The 16,624-nt window shown below is 70.3% G+C and carries 22 protein-coding genes; 8 read left to right on the top strand and 14 right to left on the bottom strand.

The window, feature by feature from the left end; genetic code table 11:
• Positions 1 to 175: 175 nt before the first annotated feature.
• From FBY23_RS14675 to FBY23_RS14685, 3 genes are all read right to left on the bottom strand, one after another.
• Positions 176 to 727 (bottom strand): AAA family ATPase, encoded by a 552-nt coding sequence (locus tag FBY23_RS14675; RefSeq protein WP_160158244.1) that lies wholly within the window; start codon positions 725 to 727, stop codon positions 176 to 178.
• Positions 728 to 1,035: 308 nt separating this feature from the next.
• Positions 1,036 to 1,425, bottom strand: a complete 390-nt coding sequence (locus FBY23_RS14680; protein ID WP_141798817.1) for a hypothetical protein — start codon at positions 1,423 to 1,425, stop codon at positions 1,036 to 1,038.
• Between the two features lie 305 nt (positions 1,426 to 1,730).
• Complete coding sequence (locus FBY23_RS14685; protein WP_141798818.1) at positions 1,731 to 1,952, bottom strand: hypothetical protein; 222 nt, start codon at positions 1,950 to 1,952, stop codon at positions 1,731 to 1,733.
• Positions 1,953 to 2,093: 141 nt separating this feature from the next.
• Here FBY23_RS14685 and FBY23_RS14690 point away from each other — a divergent pair, with 141 nt between their 5' ends.
• Entirely contained in the window at positions 2,094 to 2,312 is a 219-nt protein-coding gene (locus FBY23_RS14690; RefSeq protein ID WP_141798819.1) for a hypothetical protein, read from the top strand.
• Between the two features lie 5 nt (positions 2,313 to 2,317).
• Positions 2,318 to 3,286 carry a hypothetical protein gene (locus FBY23_RS14695; RefSeq protein WP_141798820.1) on the top strand — a complete coding sequence of 323 codons (969 nt, stop codon included), beginning with the start codon at positions 2,318 to 2,320 and terminating at the stop codon, positions 3,284 to 3,286.
• A 179-nt stretch (positions 3,287 to 3,465) separates the two neighbouring features.
• Here the strand turns inward: FBY23_RS14695 and FBY23_RS14700 are convergent, their stop codons facing one another.
• From FBY23_RS14700 to FBY23_RS14710, 3 genes are all read right to left on the bottom strand, one after another.
• Positions 3,466 to 3,750: a type II toxin-antitoxin system RelE/ParE family toxin gene (locus FBY23_RS14700; protein ID WP_141798821.1), complete on the bottom strand. Its 285-nt coding sequence runs from the start codon at positions 3,748 to 3,750 to the stop codon at positions 3,466 to 3,468.
• Positions 3,747 to 4,013 (bottom strand): type II toxin-antitoxin system Phd/YefM family antitoxin, encoded by a 267-nt coding sequence (locus FBY23_RS14705; protein ID WP_141798822.1) that lies wholly within the window; start codon positions 4,011 to 4,013, stop codon positions 3,747 to 3,749. Before FBY23_RS14705 ends, FBY23_RS14700 begins: the two co-directional genes overlap by 4 nt.
• Positions 4,014 to 4,160: 147 nt before the next feature.
• Positions 4,161 to 4,559, bottom strand: a complete 399-nt coding sequence (locus FBY23_RS14710; RefSeq protein WP_141798823.1) for a response regulator transcription factor — start codon at positions 4,557 to 4,559, stop codon at positions 4,161 to 4,163.
• A gap of 361 nt (positions 4,560 to 4,920) precedes the next feature.
• Here FBY23_RS14710 and FBY23_RS14715 point away from each other — a divergent pair, with 361 nt between their 5' ends.
• Together FBY23_RS14715 and FBY23_RS14720 are read left to right on the top strand one after the other, a co-directional pair.
• Positions 4,921 to 5,157 (top strand): SPOR domain-containing protein, encoded by a 237-nt coding sequence (locus FBY23_RS14715; protein ID WP_141798824.1) that lies wholly within the window; start codon positions 4,921 to 4,923, stop codon positions 5,155 to 5,157.
• A gap of 149 nt (positions 5,158 to 5,306) precedes the next feature.
• The gene (locus FBY23_RS14720) at positions 5,307 to 5,699 is read left to right on the top strand and encodes a VOC family protein (RefSeq protein ID WP_141798825.1); all 393 of its coding nucleotides are present in this window, start codon (positions 5,307 to 5,309) and stop codon (positions 5,697 to 5,699) included.
• A gap of 20 nt (positions 5,700 to 5,719) precedes the next feature.
• Here the strand turns inward: FBY23_RS14720 and FBY23_RS14725 are convergent, their stop codons facing one another.
• The 5 genes from FBY23_RS14725 to FBY23_RS14745 are packed head-to-tail and all read right to left on the bottom strand — an operon-like array spanning position 5,720 to position 10,877.
• Positions 5,720 to 6,277 (bottom strand): DinB family protein, encoded by a 558-nt coding sequence (locus FBY23_RS14725; protein ID WP_260805974.1) that lies wholly within the window; start codon positions 6,275 to 6,277, stop codon positions 5,720 to 5,722.
• On the bottom strand, positions 6,274 to 6,909 hold the full coding sequence (locus FBY23_RS14730; protein WP_141798826.1) for an HD family hydrolase: 636 nt from the start codon (positions 6,907 to 6,909) through the stop codon (positions 6,274 to 6,276). The genes FBY23_RS14725 and FBY23_RS14730 overlap by 4 nt, the downstream gene beginning before the upstream one ends.
• A 16-nt stretch (positions 6,910 to 6,925) precedes the next feature.
• Positions 6,926 to 8,353: a carboxyl transferase domain-containing protein gene (locus tag FBY23_RS14735; RefSeq protein WP_141798827.1), complete on the bottom strand. Its 1,428-nt coding sequence runs from the start codon at positions 8,351 to 8,353 to the stop codon at positions 6,926 to 6,928.
• Positions 8,350 to 9,534, bottom strand: coding sequence for a CaiB/BaiF CoA-transferase family protein (locus FBY23_RS14740; protein WP_141798828.1), 1,185 nt, complete (start codon positions 9,532 to 9,534; stop codon positions 8,350 to 8,352). Before FBY23_RS14740 ends, FBY23_RS14735 begins: the two co-directional genes overlap by 4 nt.
• A gap of 11 nt (positions 9,535 to 9,545) precedes the next feature.
• Positions 9,546 to 10,877 carry an SLC13 family permease gene (locus FBY23_RS14745; RefSeq protein ID WP_141798829.1) on the bottom strand — a complete coding sequence of 444 codons (1,332 nt, stop codon included), beginning with the start codon at positions 10,875 to 10,877 and terminating at the stop codon, positions 9,546 to 9,548.
• Positions 10,878 to 11,008: 131 nt separating this feature from the next.
• On the opposite strand from FBY23_RS14745, the gene FBY23_RS14750 reads away from it, so the two are divergent.
• Both FBY23_RS14750 and FBY23_RS14755 read left to right on the top strand, forming a co-directional pair.
• Entirely contained in the window at positions 11,009 to 11,716 is a 708-nt protein-coding gene (locus FBY23_RS14750) for a FadR/GntR family transcriptional regulator (protein WP_141798830.1), read from the top strand.
• Positions 11,713 to 12,471 (top strand): sulfite exporter TauE/SafE family protein, encoded by a 759-nt coding sequence (locus FBY23_RS14755; protein WP_141798831.1) that lies wholly within the window; start codon positions 11,713 to 11,715, stop codon positions 12,469 to 12,471. The genes FBY23_RS14750 and FBY23_RS14755 overlap by 4 nt, the downstream gene beginning before the upstream one ends.
• Positions 12,472 to 12,496: 25 nt before the next feature.
• On the opposite strand, the gene FBY23_RS14760 is transcribed toward FBY23_RS14755, so the two are convergent.
• Both FBY23_RS14760 and FBY23_RS14765 read right to left on the bottom strand, forming a co-directional pair.
• Complete coding sequence (locus FBY23_RS14760; protein WP_141798832.1) at positions 12,497 to 12,790, bottom strand: antibiotic biosynthesis monooxygenase; 294 nt, start codon at positions 12,788 to 12,790, stop codon at positions 12,497 to 12,499.
• A gap of 22 nt (positions 12,791 to 12,812) precedes the next feature.
• Complete coding sequence (locus FBY23_RS14765; protein ID WP_222117827.1) at positions 12,813 to 13,400, bottom strand: TetR/AcrR family transcriptional regulator; 588 nt, start codon at positions 13,398 to 13,400, stop codon at positions 12,813 to 12,815.
• Between the two features lie 130 nt (positions 13,401 to 13,530).
• Between FBY23_RS14765 and FBY23_RS14770 the strand changes: the two genes are divergently transcribed.
• Together FBY23_RS14770 and FBY23_RS14775 are read left to right on the top strand one after the other, a co-directional pair.
• The gene (locus FBY23_RS14770) at positions 13,531 to 15,198 is read left to right on the top strand and encodes an AMP-binding protein (RefSeq protein ID WP_222117828.1); all 1,668 of its coding nucleotides are present in this window, start codon (positions 13,531 to 13,533) and stop codon (positions 15,196 to 15,198) included.
• Positions 15,195 to 15,743, top strand: a complete 549-nt coding sequence (locus tag FBY23_RS14775; RefSeq protein ID WP_141798834.1) for a hypothetical protein — start codon at positions 15,195 to 15,197, stop codon at positions 15,741 to 15,743. The genes FBY23_RS14770 and FBY23_RS14775 overlap by 4 nt, the downstream gene beginning before the upstream one ends.
• On the opposite strand, the gene FBY23_RS14780 is transcribed toward FBY23_RS14775, so the two are convergent.
• Positions 15,744 to 16,616, bottom strand: a complete 873-nt coding sequence (locus FBY23_RS14780; protein ID WP_141798835.1) for an LLM class F420-dependent oxidoreductase — start codon at positions 16,614 to 16,616, stop codon at positions 15,744 to 15,746. It abuts the gene before it with no gap.
• Between the last annotated feature and the right edge of the window lie 8 nt (positions 16,617 to 16,624).

The following is a 16,624-nucleotide window of genomic DNA, read 5'->3' on the forward strand; positions in this document are numbered from 1 at the left end:
CAATGGTTTTGCACGCTGCAGCGAAGATGGGTTTGTGACCGAGGTGCCCACTCCTGAGATGGACGTCCTACGGGAGGTCGCGGGCTGCGCGGTCGTTGCAACGAGCATCGATCGGCGCAGGCAGGTGTTTCCGTTCGGGGGCGCTTCGAGTGAGGCCGTCTTCTTCGGCCGGCACTCAGTCGAGTGAGGCGATCAAGCGCTGATAGGTGACCCCGGGGTCACCCTCAGCACTCTCGATCACGATCGCGTCGGGACGTTGCTTGGTCAACGCCTCGAGTGCCGAATGCCGTGTGCGAAGCGCTTCGTCGCCACCCTGGGCAGCCACGATGGCCCGAACCTGGGAGTGCCACGGCTCGCCAGGCTCTGATTCCCCTCGGCGCCTGAATCGAGCCACTGATCGCTCCCGATCATCCATCAGGAGGCGCTCGACGAACAGCGCGCCGGCCTGAACGGCGCACGCCTCGAAGAGCGCGATCTCAGCGGGGTCGATCAAGAGTTGGGGGAGCACCACATCGTGGCCGCTGGACAGGTAGGCCTGGATCATTCCCAGAGCCGCCGGGCGGATGAGGCGGCCCGCCTCCAGGAAGTCGGCCGACCACCCGCCGATGAACGTTCGCAGGACGTCGATGTCGCAGTTCAGCACGCCGGGATGTTCGTCGGTGTATCGCCTGGCGATCGTGGACTTGCCGATTCCCGGCGGGCCGTTGAGGTGAAGGAGGTAGGCCACGCCCAGGACAGTAACCGCCGACGGACAGGTCGGTTGCTCGCACTGGGCATGAGCGGACGGGTCGGGGGAGGAGGCGGCCCGAGGGATCGGACCGAGCCCTGTCGCCCTTCCCGATTGCGCTCTGAGCCCGGTTCCCGGCATTCCCGAGTTTCTGCACCTTGGGAGCGATTCGCTGATCTTGCTCGAACCCCGCTCTGAACTGCTAAACAACTGCCAAGCGTAAACTGGCAGGCACGGGAGTTGATGAGCCGGAAGTAGCGGGGGCGCGGATGCCCGGATCGCGGCAGATGAGGGCGTCCCGAAGATCGTCAGTCCCCGTTGAAGTCCCCGAAGCGGTCGATGACATTGCCCTCGGCATCCTCCACGACCCACTCGCCCGGCCCAGGGTTGAAGTCGTCTCCGGGCAACTCGCGTGCCTCGGAGGGTTGCCAGTCGTAGGTGCCGTCGTAGACCAAGTAGCGAGCCGTGTCAGGCGTGGCGAGGACCTTTTCCCTGAATGGCGTGGCGCGAGGGTCGCCGGTCCCGTAGATGGTGCTGATGTAGTCGTCCCACTCGGCTGAGGTCACCACGACCTCGACGGTGCGGGTCACGCCCTGTGCGGTCCTGAAGGTGACCTCGATGCCACCGGGCACCTCCCGTGCGCTCGCCCATTCGTTCACGTACTCGAAGAGGCGCTCCCAGAGTCGGTCGAACTTCATGGAGGAAGCATGGGCCATGGCGCGCACATCGGCATGTGCGGACGTTCTGGCGCTGCCTCAGGCCCTCCGTCACTCCCGTTGTTTATCTGGTAGGCACGGGAGTTGATGAGCCGGGAGTAGCGGGGGCGCTGATGCCCGGATCCACGTCAGGCGTTGTGCGTGGTGGCCAGGAACGGTTCTTCAGGCGGTCGCTCCAGCGTGTGTGGGTGTCGTCAGGTTCTCTGGCCGTTGCTCGTCGCGAATCATCATTTGGGACGGTCCTAGTTCTGACGAGCCGTTGACGAAATTCCTCCTCAGGCGCACCGTCAACAGATGCGGACGAAGCTGATCTGGGCGGTGGGGTTTCCGGCATGTGTCGCGGCGTTGGTCGCGCAGGTGGCCGTGCCAGGGCCGGCACATGCTGCGTTGAGCGGAAGCGACCACGCCTTCGTGTCGCCGGGAAGCCAGTACGCGTACTGGGATGCGTCGTTCAGGAACATCCAGCTGATCAGCTCACCAACGTCCAGCATGAGCACGACCCGGTGCATGGACGCGATGCTCGACTGGCAGGTGACCTCGGGGCACTACGACGCCCGGGTCATTCGCTCCTGCCAGCAGGCGGTCAAGAGTCGACCGACCCGGGAGGAAACGGCGTATGGACTGAGCCGAGCGGCTGGGGCGGGGCGACCGTGACCGACATGCAGAAGGGATGGGGCATGCGGATCTCCGACACATATTCGGGCGGCAACTTCGCGTGGTATGCCAAGGAGGCCTTCGCCGGCACGCTCGGCGTTGAGTACGACGCCCGGCCCCGGACCTGCATCGACAAGTTCGCACGGGTCAGGACCAAGTACCAAGACGGGCACACCGAGTCATGCGACTCCGATCCACGAGACGCGAACGGGTGATGGCCATGGACACGACCAAGTACCGGTGGGTAGCGGCGTGGGCTGCTGCCATGCTCACGACGACGGTACTCGCGGGATGCGGGACCCAGGTCGCCGACGGCACCAATGCGGAGGCGAGCAGCAACTACTCAGCTGCTGACGTGCGCGCCGAGGCGCAGCGCGTCTACGAGAGCTTCGCTGGAACCCAGGACCAGCGGGACGCGGCCTATGTGGTGCAGACCTACACGCGTAACGGGCCGCTGGACGAGTGCCTCGCGCAGCGGGGTTATCCGGAGTGGGACTGGTCGTTGTCGCGACCGTACGCCTCGCCCTACGACGCCCTGCGTCCATCGGTATGGTTCGCCGAGCCGGGTGACCGGATCTACTCCGAGAACGAGATCGCCACCCGTCCGTTCGCCGAGGCGGAGAAGGTGATGAACGCTGACGACCGTTGGCCGACCGGGTTCTCGAAGACGGTCCTGGAGTGTGAGGACAGCATCAAGCCCGCCAGCGACACCGAGGTCGAGAACGCGTCGCGCCCCGCCGGGTCAGCGAAGCTGATCGAGTCATGGCGTACGGCGCTGACCGAGGCCGGCGAGAAGCTCGGCGGCAGCTTCGATGCGTACTTCGACTGCATGGCTGCAGCTGATCTGACCGCCCTGAAGGCGAACGGCGCGAGCTACGACGACCTGGCTGCGGTCATGGCCGGCGAGGCCGACAAGGCTGGTCCACCACCGGCCGCGGACCAGGACCCGTCGACCTACTCCGATGCCTGGAAGGGTTTCCTCGCAACAGAGGATCAGGTCCTGGCGGCCGACACGGCCTGCCGGAGCGACGTGTACGACGCGAACATCGGCAAGGTCATGGCGACCATCACGGACTTCAGCGAGAGCCACGCCGACGAGATCGCCGCGGCCCGGAAGGGCTGGGACGAGATCGTGGCAAAGGCGGCCCAGTTGGGCTACCACGGCCAGGTCGGCCCGCTCGGCAAGTAGCGCCTGAAGCGCTGGGGGACCCGGTACCGCTCTCAGTAGTGCGATGACGGCGCTGCGCGTGTCTTGAGGGTGCCTATCCCGCGGGGCGTGCCGGTCCAGTTCGAATCGACCGGACGAGCATGAGCTCCTGGCCGCGGACGCGGCCGAAGCGTTGCCTCGACCGCCCTTGGCTCAAGTCGTCACTTGTAGATGTCACGGCGGTGGCCGAGAGCGAGGACCAGGACCAGGAGGACGTCGTCCTGGATCGAGTAGACGACCCGGTAGACGCCGGTGCGCACTCGCCACTCGCCGCCGCCGCCGACGAGCTTCTTCGCGCCAGGCGGTCGCGGCGCGTCGGCCAGAATCTCGATCGCAGCTTGAACCTGCCTCTGGGCCGGCGGGTCGAGCTTGCGAAGCTGGCGAGCAGCAGCCGGTGTCAGCTCGATCCGGTAGCGCTCCGTGCGGTCGGCATTATCGGTGCTCACGCGAGACCGAGGTCGGCCTTGACCTGCTCCCACGGGATGGCAGCGGCGCCGGGCTCGTCGAGCTCGGCGCGAGCAGCCGCGGCGGCTCGAATGTCGGCCAGGTCCTCAGCGGCCTCGAGCAGCTGGTCGAGCTGGTCGGCGTCGACCACGGCGGCGATCCGACGACCACGGCGAGTCAGGAAGACGGGGTCGTGCTGGATGCGGGCCTCGTCGACGACGTCGGCCAGCCGGGCACGGGCCTCGGTCACGGTCATCTCGCTCATGCACCTACGATACGCCGAGTACGCCGAGAAGTACAGATGCGCACAGATGTACAACTGGCAGCACGGGAGTTGATGAGCCGGGAGTAGCGGGGGCGCTAATGCCCGGATCCACGTCAGGCGTTGTGCGTGGTGGCTAGGAACGGTTCTTCAACCGGCCTGAGAGTGGTTCTGTTGTGAGCCGAAGCGAGTCTGTCGGTCGGTGAGCGGGTGCCAGTTCGCGCGGTAGGCGGCGCCGACCGCGGCGAGCTGGGAGGTCGTGCGGAGTTTCGAGAGAATGTTCTTGACCTGGGTGCGCACGGTGGCCTCGGACACGACGCGGTCTCGTGCGATGTCGCGGACTTGGGCACCCGTCATCAGCGCAACGAGGGTGTCCAGTTCACGGTTGGTGAGGCGTTCTAGGCGGGCGCGGATCTCGTGGATCTCGGCCTGGTCCTGTAGAGCTTCGTTGACGAGCGCCTGGCGCTCGATTGCCGGCATGGCAGGCATACCGTCGCGGACCCGCCGCACCGTGTCGGTCAGTTCGTCGAGGTTGCAGGACTTCGACATGACCGCTTTGGCGCCGTGGCGTAGGCACGTGCCCCATCGGGCCCGTTCGCGTCACCCCGACGGCCGATCGCGGCAGTGTCGCGCGCTGGCAGGTGCCATTGCCACGGCCCGCGACGGTGGGCGATGACTGAGGTCGGCCACAGGCAACACGGGTTGACCTGCAGATACGTGGTCAGACTCGAGGAGCGGGAGTGGTCGCACCTCCTTCTACTCCCGTTTTTTAACTGGCAGGCACGGGGGTTGATGGGCCGGGAGTAGCGGGGGCGCTGATGCCCGGATCGCGGCAGATCCGCGCTCGCTGACGAGCCGACTATGCAGCAGATGCGTGCGCATCCTGAGCCACTTGGACGAGACTGACAGCGTGACCGCGGACGAGGGACGCCCTGAGGGCTACATCGAACCCATCACCGCGTGGTGCGTCGAGTACGTCGACCCAAGAGAGCCCGAAGTCGGCTCGCATCAAGTCGGCACGTTCACCACCGAGACCGAGGCAGAGAAGCTCCGGCGGCGCTTGGTGGCCGAGGGCTTCTTCGCCGAGTTGCACATCAACCTCATCCCGGTCCACACGAGGGTCGAGGACTGGGAGTGGGACCGCTAGGTTCGAAACGCGCGCTCATCGGCATGTGCGGACGTTCTGGCGCTGCCTCAGGCCCTCCGTCACTCCCGTTGTTTTCTAGCCGATAAGTGACATTATGTCAGTTAGCGAAAATCGGGGTTACGGTGGAGGCGTCAGGAAGGAGGTCTCCCATGACGACTCCTGGCTCCCCTGCCGCGACCGTCGGCGTCCGCTACCTCGTCGACGACGTGGACGCAGCGATCGCGTTCTACACGACGCACCTGGGCTTCACGCTGAACATGAGCGCCGCGCCGGCGTTCGCCGACGTGAGCCGCGGGCCGCTGAGGTTGCTGCTGTCCGGCGCCGCCAGCTCGGGCGCTCGTGCGACGCCGGACGACATCGCAGCGGCCCCGGGTCGCAACCGGATCCATCTCGTCGTCGCTGACATCGAGGACGAGATCGCCCGGCTCGGTGCCGGCGGTGTCGATTTCGTCAGCGGCCTCGTGAGCGGACCGGGTGGCAGCCAGGTCCTGCTGGCGGATCCCTCGGGCAACCTCGTGGAGCTGTTCCAGCCCAGGACCTGACATAACGCTGCTCGTCCTCGCTACTGACCCACCCGCCCGTCGACACACTCCCGCAGCAGGTCCGCGTGGCCGCAGTGGCGCGCATACTCCTCGATCCGGTGCACCATCAGGTCCCGTACGACGACCCGGGAGCGCCCCAGCGTCGTCGACAGGTCCTCGACCGGCGCGAGGACCGCGTCAGTCGCAGCCTGCTCACGACCGAGGTCGGCCCAAGCGGACTCGACGAGCGAGGATTCGCCCGCGGCACCGAGGAAGTCGCCGTCGGGCTCGCCGTACAGGCCGGGCTCGGGCTCGCCGGTGGTGATCCAGTTGCGCCAGTCGCGCTCGACCTCGGCGAGGTGGCGGACCAGGCCGAGCAGCGACATGGTCGAGGGCGGCACCGAGCGGGTGGCGAGCTGGGCGGGGTCGAGGCCGTCGCACTTGAGGCGCAGGGTGAGCCGGTAGCTGCGCAGGTAGTCCTCGAGCGTGGCCCGCTCCCCCTCGGCGCCGGGACCGTCGGACTCCCGCGGGTCGTCGGCGGCGTCGAGCCACATGTCGGGGTGGACGGTGGCCCGGGTCCAGCGCTCGGGGGTGGTCACGGGCGGATCCAGCCGCGGCGCACGCCCTCGTCGACGAGCAGCCCGGTGAGCAAGCCGAGCGAGGTCGAACCGGCCACCACGCCGGCCTCGCGGACGCGGACGAGTGCCTCGGTGGCGCCGGGCATCGCCCAGGTCCCGCCGCCGTTGAGCCAGTTCAGCAGCATCGGCTCGAGGCGGTCCATCGCCTTGGCGAACCGGGCCTCGGGGGTCGCGGCGGACTCGAACTCGTCCCACAGCGTCCGCATCCACGTCGCCTGGTCGGCGGGCAGCAGCCCGAACAACCGCTCGGCCGCGGCGATCTCGCGCTCCTGCTGGTCGTCGGCCGCGCCGGGGACGAACACGGGGCTGTCCCCCGCGTAGATCTCGACGAGGTCGTGGACGACGACGAGCTTGACCGCGTGCCCGACGTCGATCGGCTCGTCGGCGTACTCGGCCAGCAGGATCACCATCAGCGCGAGGTGCCAGGAGTGCTCGGCGTCGTTCTCACGACGGTCGTCGGCCGCTAGTAGCGAGGCCCGCAGGACGGTCTTGAGCTTGTCGGCCTCGGCGAGGAACCGGAGCTGACCCGCCAGACGATCGGGTACGCCGGCCGGTAGCGGCTGGCGGTCGATGAGGAGTGCGTCGTCGTCCATGCCCCCACCCTGCCACCTACACCGGCGCCGTCGAGGCCGCGAGCACGCCGCCGCACGCGGCCGCCACGGCGATGGCGAGGTCGGCCGGGGCGTCCTCGTCGAGCTCGGGAACGAGCACGTCCACCGCGCCCGCTGCGTGCATGTCGACGGCCCGGACGCCCTGCGCCCGCGCCATCTCGGCCGCGTGGTCGACGTCGCCGTGCACGATCACGCTGGCGCCCTCGGGCGGGAGCGGCGAGAGCCAGGCGCGTTCGGTCGCGACGACGGTCCGGGCGGGGAGCAGCGCGAGGGCTCCTCCCCCGCAGCCCTGGCCGAGCAGCACGGAGACGGTCGGGACGGTGAGCGTGGTCAGGGTGGCGATGCAGCGGGCGATCTCGCCGGCCATCGCGCCCTCCTCGGCCGCCGGTGACAGCTCGGCGCCCGGCGTGTCGATCACGGTGACCAGCGGCAGCCGCAGCTCCTCGGCCAGCCGCATCCCGCGTCGCGCCTCCCGCAGCGCCGAGGGCCCCATCGGCGACTGCTCGGACTGCCGCGACCGGTCCTGGCCGACGACCACGCACGGCTGCCCGTCCAGCCGGGTCAGCGCCACGACGACCGTCGCGTCGCGCTCCCCCTCGTCGGTGCCGTACAGCCGCACCGTCCCGGAGGCCCCGTGCCGCAACAGGTCGCGTACGCCGACCCGGCCACTCCCGCGCGTCGCGGTGATGCAGTCCCAGGCGTCGCGCTCGGTCACCTCCCCGGTACGGCCCGGCAGTGCCGGCAGGCCCGGCGGGTCGACGAGGACGCCGAGTGCACGGTCGACGAGCTCCGGGAGCTGCGGGACCGGTACGACCGCGTCGATGACCCCGTGCGCGGCGAGGTTCTCCGACGTCTGCACGCCGGGCGGGAAGGGCGTACCGGTGAGCGCCTCGTAGACCTTCGGGCCGAGGAAGCCCACCAGGGCGCCGGGCTCGGCGACGGTGACGTGCGCGAGCGAGCCCCATGAGGCGAAGACCCCGCCGGTCGTGGGGTGCCTCAGGTAGGCGAGGTAGGGCAGGCCGGCCGCTCGGTGCTCCATCAGCGCCCGCGAGATCTCGGCCATCTGCAGGAAGGCCGGCGTGCCCTCCTGCATCCGGGTGCCACCGGACGCGGTGGCGGCGAGCAGCGGCAGGCCCTCGGCGGTCGCGCGGCGTACGGCTGCCACGATCCGTGCCGCGGCCGCCTGCCCGATGGAGCCCGCGAGGAAGCGGAACTCGTTGACGACGACCGCCACCGGGCGCCCGCGGACCAGGCCGCGGCCGGTCAGCACCGACTCGTCGGTGCCGGCCCTGAGGGCGGCTGCCTCCAGCTCGGCACGGTACGACGGCTCGATGCCGCTCAGGTCGACCGGCCGGTCCCACGAGGTGAACGTGCCGGCGTCGAGGACGAGGTCGAGCAGGTCGCGCGCCCCGAGTCGTGCGTTCACGACTCCCCCACCCACGCGCGCAGGTCGGCGCCGTGCTGGTCCAGGGTCGGCGGTGGCCGGTGCCCACGCGGAGTCCGCTCGGCACCGTCGCCGCCGAAGAACCGCAGCGGCGGCCCGGGCAGGGTGAGCGGGCCGAGGGTGGCGTGCTCGACGTCGACCAGGAGCCCCTGGCTCGCGGTCTGGTCCCACGCGTAGACCTCGTCGAGGGTGCGCACCTTGCCCGCCGGGATGCCGACCTCGGCCAGCCGGGCCAGCAGCGCCTCGGCCTCCCAGGAGGCGAACGCCGCCTCGACGAGGGCGATCGTCTGCTCGCGGTGGGCGACCCGCTCCGGGTTGGTGGCCAGCCCGGACTGTGTCGGGTCGAGGTCGAAGGCGGCGCAGAACCGCGCCCACAGGGCCTCGGAGCCGACCGAGATCTGCACGGCGCCGTCGGCGCACCGGAACAGCCCGTAGGGAGCGATCGACGGGTGGTGGTTGCCCTGCGCCCGGCCGACCTCCCCCGCGACGGTCCACCGGGTGCCCTGGAAGGCGTGCACCCCGACGACGGCCGAGAGGAGCGAGGTCCGCACGACCTGGCCGCGGCCGGTGCCGGCGCGCTCGTGCAGGGCAGCGAGCACGCCGTACGCGCCGTACATCCCGGCCAGCAGGTCGCCGATCGGTACTCCGACCCGCTGCGGGTCCTCGGGGCCGGACCCGGTCAGCGACATCAGGCCGGCCTCGCCCTGCGCGATCTGGTCGTACCCGGCCCGGCCGCCCTCGGGCCCGTCGTGGCCGAACCCGGTGATCGACAGGGCGACCAGGCGCGGGTTGCGCTCCATGAGCGCGTCGAGACCGAGCCCGAGGCGGTCGAGCACGCCGGTGCGGAAGTTCTCGACCAGCACGTCGGCCCGGTCGACCAGACCGAGCAGCACCTCGCGGTCGGCGTCGTCCTTGAGGTCGAGTGCGATCGACTCCTTGTTGCGGTTGGCCGAGAGGAAGTACGTCGACTCCCGCTCCCCTCCCCCGCTCGACTCCGGGGGCGTCACGAACGGCGGTCCCCAGCCACGGGTGTCGTCGCCGTGTCCGGGCGCCTCGACCTTCACCACCCGGGCACCGAGGTCGCCGAGCATCATGGTGGCGTGAGGTCCCGCGAGGGCGCGCGACAGGTCGACGACGAGGATGTCCGAGAGCGGTCCCTGCATGATCATCGTCCTCACCAGCCCGGCAGCACGAGGGCCGCCCAGACGAACAGCGGTCCGGCGAGGACCACGATCACGCTGTAGGTCAGGATCTGCTTGTAGTACACCTGCTCCTCGATCGTGTCGGGCTTGTTGGCGAGCATCAGGGCGCCGTTGGTCGAGAACGGGCTGACGTCCACGATGGTCGAGGCGACGGCCAGCGCGGCGACGAACATCGCGGCGGAGATGCCGTGCTCGGCGATGAGCGGCAGCGCGATCGGGATGATCACCGGCAGCAGTGCGGTGGAGGACGCGAACGCCGAGACCACGCCGCCGACGTAGCAGAGCACCAGTGCGCCGACCGCGGCGACGCCGAGCCCGGCGGCCCACTTGCCGACGAACTCTGGCGAGCCGGCGGTGGTGAGGACCGTGGCGTAGGTGCTGACGCCCGCGACGAGCAGGACGGTCGGCCAGGCGATCTGCTTGACGGCGTCCTTGTGCTCCTCCGCCGAGAGCATCGCGAGGATCACCGCGGCGGTGATCGAGGTGAAGCCGATGTTCTTGTCGAAGACCAGCGCGATGGTGGCGACGCCGACGAAGGCGACGAGCGTGATGACCTGGTCGAGCCGGGCGCCCTGGGCGCGGGTGCCGACCGGGGTGGCGGTGCCCATCCCCCGGGCCGGGACGGGCGTGCCGCCGCGGTGCAGCTCCTCGGTGACCCCGGTGACCTCGTCGTCCTCGGTGGTCGGGTCGATGCGCACCGAGAGCAGCTTCGTGCCGCCGAGGAGGAAGAAGAGGATCGCGGCCATGATCGTGTTGACCACGAGGCTGGCCAGGAAGATGGTGAGCTCGCTGTCGGGCAGGCCCGACTCCTTCATCACCGAGTTGGTGATCGAGCCGTAGATGCTGATCGGCGAGAACCCGCCGGCCTGGGCGCCGTGCACGACCATCATGCCCATCATCAGCGGGCTGATCCGGTAGCGGCCGGCGAAGCCGAGGGCGACCGGCCCGATGATCGCGCAGGCGGCGGGGCTGACCGCGCCGATGGCGGTGAGCAGCGCGGTGACGGCGAACATCACCCACGGGATGAAGGCGACCCGGCCGCCGACGGCACGCACGGCCGATCTGACGATGAGGTCGACGGTCCCGTTGTTGCGGGCGATCGCGAACAGGTACGTCACGCCGATCAACGTGAGGATCAGGTCCCCGCTGACGCCGGCGAGGATCTCCTTCTCGTCCAGGTCGAGCGCGTACATGCCCACGAGCCACGCGGCGACGTACGCCAGTGCACCCATGTTGATCGGGAGCAGCGTCCCGATCACGAACAGCGCGACGAGCGCGAGGATGGCGACCCATTCAGGTCCCATGGACTTCACCTTCTCCGAGAGCGGCCGGTGCGGCCGGGTGTGGTGGCCGGTTGGTGACCCACGCCACATCTACTGTGGATCAGTGGCCTAGCCAATAGGACACTGGGCCGAAATGTCAATAGGATGAGGTCATGGCTGACCCGACCGGACGCCCGCTCCCCCCCAAGGTGACGCGCACCCGCCTCTACGAGCAGGTCGCCGAGCAGATCACCGCCTGGGCCGCCGCGACCGGTCTGACGGTCGGCGACCGACTGCCCCCGGAGCGCGAGCTCGCGGTCCAGCTCGGCGTCAGCCGGGCGACCCTGAGCCAGGCCCTGGTGGCGCTCGAGGTCGTCGGCGTGGTCGCCGTACGCCATGGCGACGGCACCGTCCTGGTCCGCCCCACCACCGAGACCATCGGCCAGGCCATCCGGGACCACGCCAGCCGGCTGCCCGAGATCCTGGAGACCCGCGACGCGCTGGAGACCAAGCTCGCCGCACTGGCCGCGGAGCGTCGTACGGACGAGGACCTGGCGGCCATCGACGCGGCCCTCGCCGAGATGGAGGCCGACATCGCCGCCGGCGGCCGGGGAGTCGACGGCGACGAGCACTTCCATGCTGCGGTGACGTCCGCGAGCCACTCGGCCCTGCTGGCGCGGTTGATGCTCGAGATCGCCCCACTGGTGCGCGAGTCGCGGCTCGAGTCGCTCGCCCAGCCCGAGCGTCCCCAGTCCTCGCTGGCCGGCCACCGCCGGATCGCCGAGGCGATCACGGCCGGTGACCCGGTCGCGGCCTCGCAGGCGATGCACGACCACATCGCGATGGTCAGCGACGTGGCGCTGATCCGCGAGGACGCGTGAGCGGGCCCGAGCAGCTCGCCGTCCTCGGTGCCGGCTTCGGGGCCGGCGTCCTCAGCTCGACGGTCGGCGTCGCCTCGCTGCTCAGCTTCCCCGTCCTGGTCGCCCTGGGCCTGCCACCCGTCGTCGCCAACGCGTCCAACACCGTCGGGCTGATCCCGGCCGGACTGAGCGGCTCGTTCGGCTACCGCGCCGAGCTGCGCGAGCATCCCGGCATCACCCGGGTGGTCCTGCTGTGCTGCGCCCTGGGGGCGGTCGCCGGCGCCGTCCTCCTGCTCGCGCTCCCGGCCGCTGCATTCGAGGCGGCGGTGCCGTGGCTGATCCTGCTCGCCTGCGGTCTGGTCGGGGCGCAGCCCTGGATCGCGCGCCGGCTGGCCCGCTACCGCGACCAGGACGCCGGTCCGCGTCACCACCTCTCCCCGCTGACGACGGTCTTCGCCGGCCTGACCGGCGTGTACGGCGGCTACTTCGGGGCCGGTGCCGGCGTGATGATGGTCGCCGTCCTCGGGCTCGGCACCGACGTCGAGCTGCGCGTGGTCAACGCCCTCAAGACGCTGTCGCTGTTGGCCGGCAACCTGGTGGCCGGAGCCATCTTCGTCGCGGTCGCCGACCTCGACTGGGCGGCGGTCGGGCTGCTCGCTGCGGGCTCGATCGGTGGTGGCTACCTCGGTGCCCGGATCGGCCGGAGGCTGCCGTCCGGCGTGTTCCGCGGTGCGGTCGTCCTCGCGGGCGTGGTCGTCGCCTTCGTGATGCTCTGACCCGGGGACGACCGGCCGGGAGGGTTCAGAAGGTCACCTCGACGAAGTGCTCGACGACCGGGAACGGGTCGTAGAACCGGTGCAGCAGGGCCCGCCACTCGTCGTACTGCGGCGAACCGCGGAAGCCCTGGGTGTGGTCCTCGACGGTGTCCCACTCCACGAGCAGCAGGTAGAGGTTCGGCGACTCGAGCGAGCGGCGCAGCGCCAGGCTGCGGAAGCCGGGCATCGAGGAGATGATCGTGCGGGCCCGGCCGAAGGCCGCCTCGAACTCGGTCTCCTGGCCGGGAAGAACGGGCAGGACGGCGTGCTCGAGGATCATGGCCCCAGTCTGTCAGTGGGTCTCAGTGGGCCCGGACGCCGTCGACGATGCTGGTGACGAGACCCTCGACCCAGGCGTCGTCGACGGCGTCGCGACCGCGCAGCACGATCGCGACCAGGGTGGTCCCGAAGACTGTCTCGATGAACAGCCCGAGGTCGACGTCGGAGCGGGCCTCGCCGCGCTCGACCGCCTGGGCGAGGCGGGCGGCCAGGCTCTCCCAGCCCGAGGACATCAACCGGGCGCTGAGCTCCTCCTCGAGGGCGTGGTCGGCCATCATCTCCCCCATCAGCGCGGGGATCGCCCGGCAGCCGGCGGGCGAGCCGACGACCTCCAGGCAGCTCTCGACGACCGCGCGCACGTCGGCGCGCAGGTCGGCGCCCGGGCTCGTCGAGGTGACGGATTCGGACGGGAACACGGCCTCGTGCACCAGGTGGGCCTTCGAGGCCCAGCGCCGCCGGATGGCGGGCACCGACGTGCCGGCACGCTCGGCGATGGCCCGGAAGGTCAGGTCGGCGTACCCCACCTCCGCCACCAGCTCACGGGTCGCGGCCAGCACGGCCTCGTCGATCCGGCCGTCCCGGGGGCGGCCGACAGCAACGGACTCGCTCACTGCCACCTCCTCTCGGCGCCGGTCCAGGTTGTTCCCGGAGTCATTGTCGCGAGCCCCCTTGACGAGGCTGCGCGCGGTATTTATGTTGCGTGTCACAACGCAATGTAATCCGTATCGCCCGGGAGCACCAGTGACACCCACCTTCGCCCACGGCTCGGTCGCCGAGCTGCTCCTCGCCCGCGCCGAGGACGACCATCCTGCGCTGCTGTTCGGCGACGACGCCTTCAGCTGGCGCGACGTCGTGGCAGGTGCCCGGCGTCGCGCCGCCGTGCTGACCGGACTGCGCCGGCCGGGCCCGTGGCACGTCGGGGTGCTCATGGACAACGATCCGGAGTACCTCCTGCTCATCGCCGCCGCCGCGCTGTCCGGCGCGACGATCGTGGGCGTCAACCCGACCCGGCGCGGCGCCGAGCTCGCCGCGGACATCCGCGGGACCGACGTACAGACCCTGATCGTCGGCAGGACCTACCGCACGCTGATCGAGGACCTCGACCTCGACGGGGTCGAGGTCCTCGACGAGGACGGCGACCGCTACCGCGACCTGCTGGCCGACGGCGCCCAGAAGCCGGTGCGCACGACCGCTCCCCCGGGCACCGAGCACACCCTGCTGCTGCTGTTCACCTCCGGATCCACGGGCGCCCCCAAAGCGGTCGTGTGCTCGTCCTTCCGGCTCGCCGTGATCGGGCAGCTCAATGTGCACGGCCTGACCCGCGACGACGTCGCCTACAACGCGATGCCGCTGTTCCACGGCAACGCACTGATGGCCGCTTGGGCGCCGATCCTGGTCGTCGGCGGGACCTACGCGATGCGCCCGAAGTTCTCGGCGTCCGGCTTCCTGCCCGACGTGCAGAGGTTCGGCGCCACGTTCTTCAACTACGTCGGCCGCGCGCTGTCGTACGTCCTGGCCCAGCCCGAGAGCCCCACCGAGCGCGACAACAGGCTCCGCCTCGGCTTCGGCACCGAGGCCTCGACGCGGGACCGCGAGGAGTTCCAGCGTCGCTTCGGGTGCCGCATCGTCGAGTCGTACGGCTCCTCCGAGGGCGTCTGCACCATCCTGCGAAACGAGGACACCCCGCCCGGTGCCCTCGGTCGTCCCGACCCGAGCATGGGTCTGGTCATCCTCGACTCCGAGGGCCGGGAGGCTCCGCCCGCCGAGTTCGGCGAGGACGGCCGGCTGCTCAACGCGGCCGAGGCGACGGGCGAGATCGTGGTCCGCGGCGGTGCCGCCCGCTTCGAGGGCTACTACAAGAACCCGGGCGCCATGGCGGCGAAGGTCCGCGACGGCGACTTCTGGGCCGGTGACCTCGCGTACGCCGATGCCGACGGCCACTTCTGGTTCGCCGGCCGCAGCTCCGACTGGATCCGCGTGGACAGCGAGAACTTCGCCGCCGCACCGATCGAGCGGATCCTCGCGCGGCATCCCGCGGTCGCCACCGCGGTCGTGTACGGCGTACCGGACCCCCGCACCGGCGACGAGGTGATGGCCACCCTCCTGCTCCTGCCCGGCGAGCGGCTCGACCCCGCCGACCTCGGCACCTTCCTCGACGAGCAGGCCGACCTGGGCACCAAGTGGCGTCCCCGCCTGGTCCGCCTCGTCGAGGACCTGCCGCTGACCGGCACCGGCAAGCTCGACAAGCAGGCGCTGCGCAGCCAGGCCTGGCTGGGCGACGACCCGACCTACCTCGCCACCCCCACCGGCTACCGCGCCTTCACCGCGGCCGACCGCGCCGAGCGGGAGGCCGCCTTCGCCGCGCACGGCCGGATCGCACTCCACCCCACCGAGAGGAAGCACCCATGATCGAGCTGAACCGCAGCCACCTCGTCGACTTCATCACCGAGCGGCTCGCGACCACCGAGTCGCCCCGCCAGCGAACCATGCTGGAGCGGATGAAGGTGCACGCCGCCGCCGAGCGCGACGGCGACCTGGAGACCTTGGTCGGCACCCTCGGCGAAGCCACGAACTACCACTTCTGGGAGCTGTCGGGCGACGTCGGCCCGAAGACGCGGGAGGGCGTCGCGGAGTACTACCGCAACCTGGTCGAGAACAACGGCCACGTGCTGGAGTTCTTCTGCGAGCGGATGGTCGTCGACGACGACTGCATCGTCATCGAGGGCGTCCTGACCCTGATCCAGCCGGGCGCGCTGATGGTCCAGCACCCGATGGCCGCCGGCTTCGCTGAGGCCGACAAGACCTACCTGATCAAGATGCGCAACGTGATCTTCTGGTCCTTCGACGAGGACCTGATGATCATCGCCGAGGACTCCTACAGCGGCGGGCCGATCGAGATGCGGGTGCTCGAGGACGACGAGCTCCCCGCCGACTTCGTCACGCTCGTCGGCTGATCAGCCCAGGGCCGCCGCCCGCGGCACCGCCTGCTCGACCAGCGCTGCCGCCCACCGCTCGGGATCCTCGGTGGGCGGCATCAGCGAGGTGAGCGAGACGCCGAGGGCGGCGTACGCCTCCATCTCACGGGCGAACCGCTCCGGCTCGGCGACCGGGTCGCCGAACCACAGGATCGTCTTGCGGATCCGGTCGTAGTCGCGGCCGACGTCGTCGCAGTGGCGGCGCAGCACGTCGAGCTTGGCGGCCACTCCGGCCGGGCCCTCGCCCGTGAAGAGGTTGCACGCGTCGCCGTACTGCGCGACGAGGCGCAGCGTCTTGCGCTCCCCCGAGCCCCCGATCACGATGGGCACCGTCGCGTTGACGGGTGCGGGCACGCAGATCGTCTCGGCCAGCCGGTAGTGGCGGCCGTGGAAGGGCCCGTCGTCGTCGCTCCACATCTGGCGACATATCCGCAGTGTCTCCTCGAGCCGCTCGAACCGCTCGGCGACGGGCGGGTACGGCACACCGAGACCGTCGTGCTCGCGCTCGTACCAGGCCGCGCCGATCCCGAGCCAGGCCCGGCCGCCGGAGAGCACGTCGAGTGTGGTCACGATCTTCGCGAGCAGGCCCGGGTGCCGGTAGGTCACACCGGTGACGAACAGCCCGAGGGCGATCCGCTCGGTGCGTCCTGCGACGAAGCCGAGCGTGGTGTAGCCCTCGAGCATCGGCTCGGCCGGCCCGCCGGACATCTCCATCTGGAAGTAGTGGTCCATCACGGTGAACAGCGCGATCCCGCCGTCGTCCGCGATCCGTGCGGTGGCCGCCAGCCGCTCGACCAGGCGCCGGTCCCAGTCGGGGTGGCTGAAGCTCGCGTAGTGGATGCCCAGGTCCATGGCGCCAA

This window comes from Nocardioides sp. SLBN-35 (assembly GCF_006715725.1).
GTDB lineage: Bacteria > Actinomycetota > Actinomycetes > Propionibacteriales > Nocardioidaceae > Nocardioides.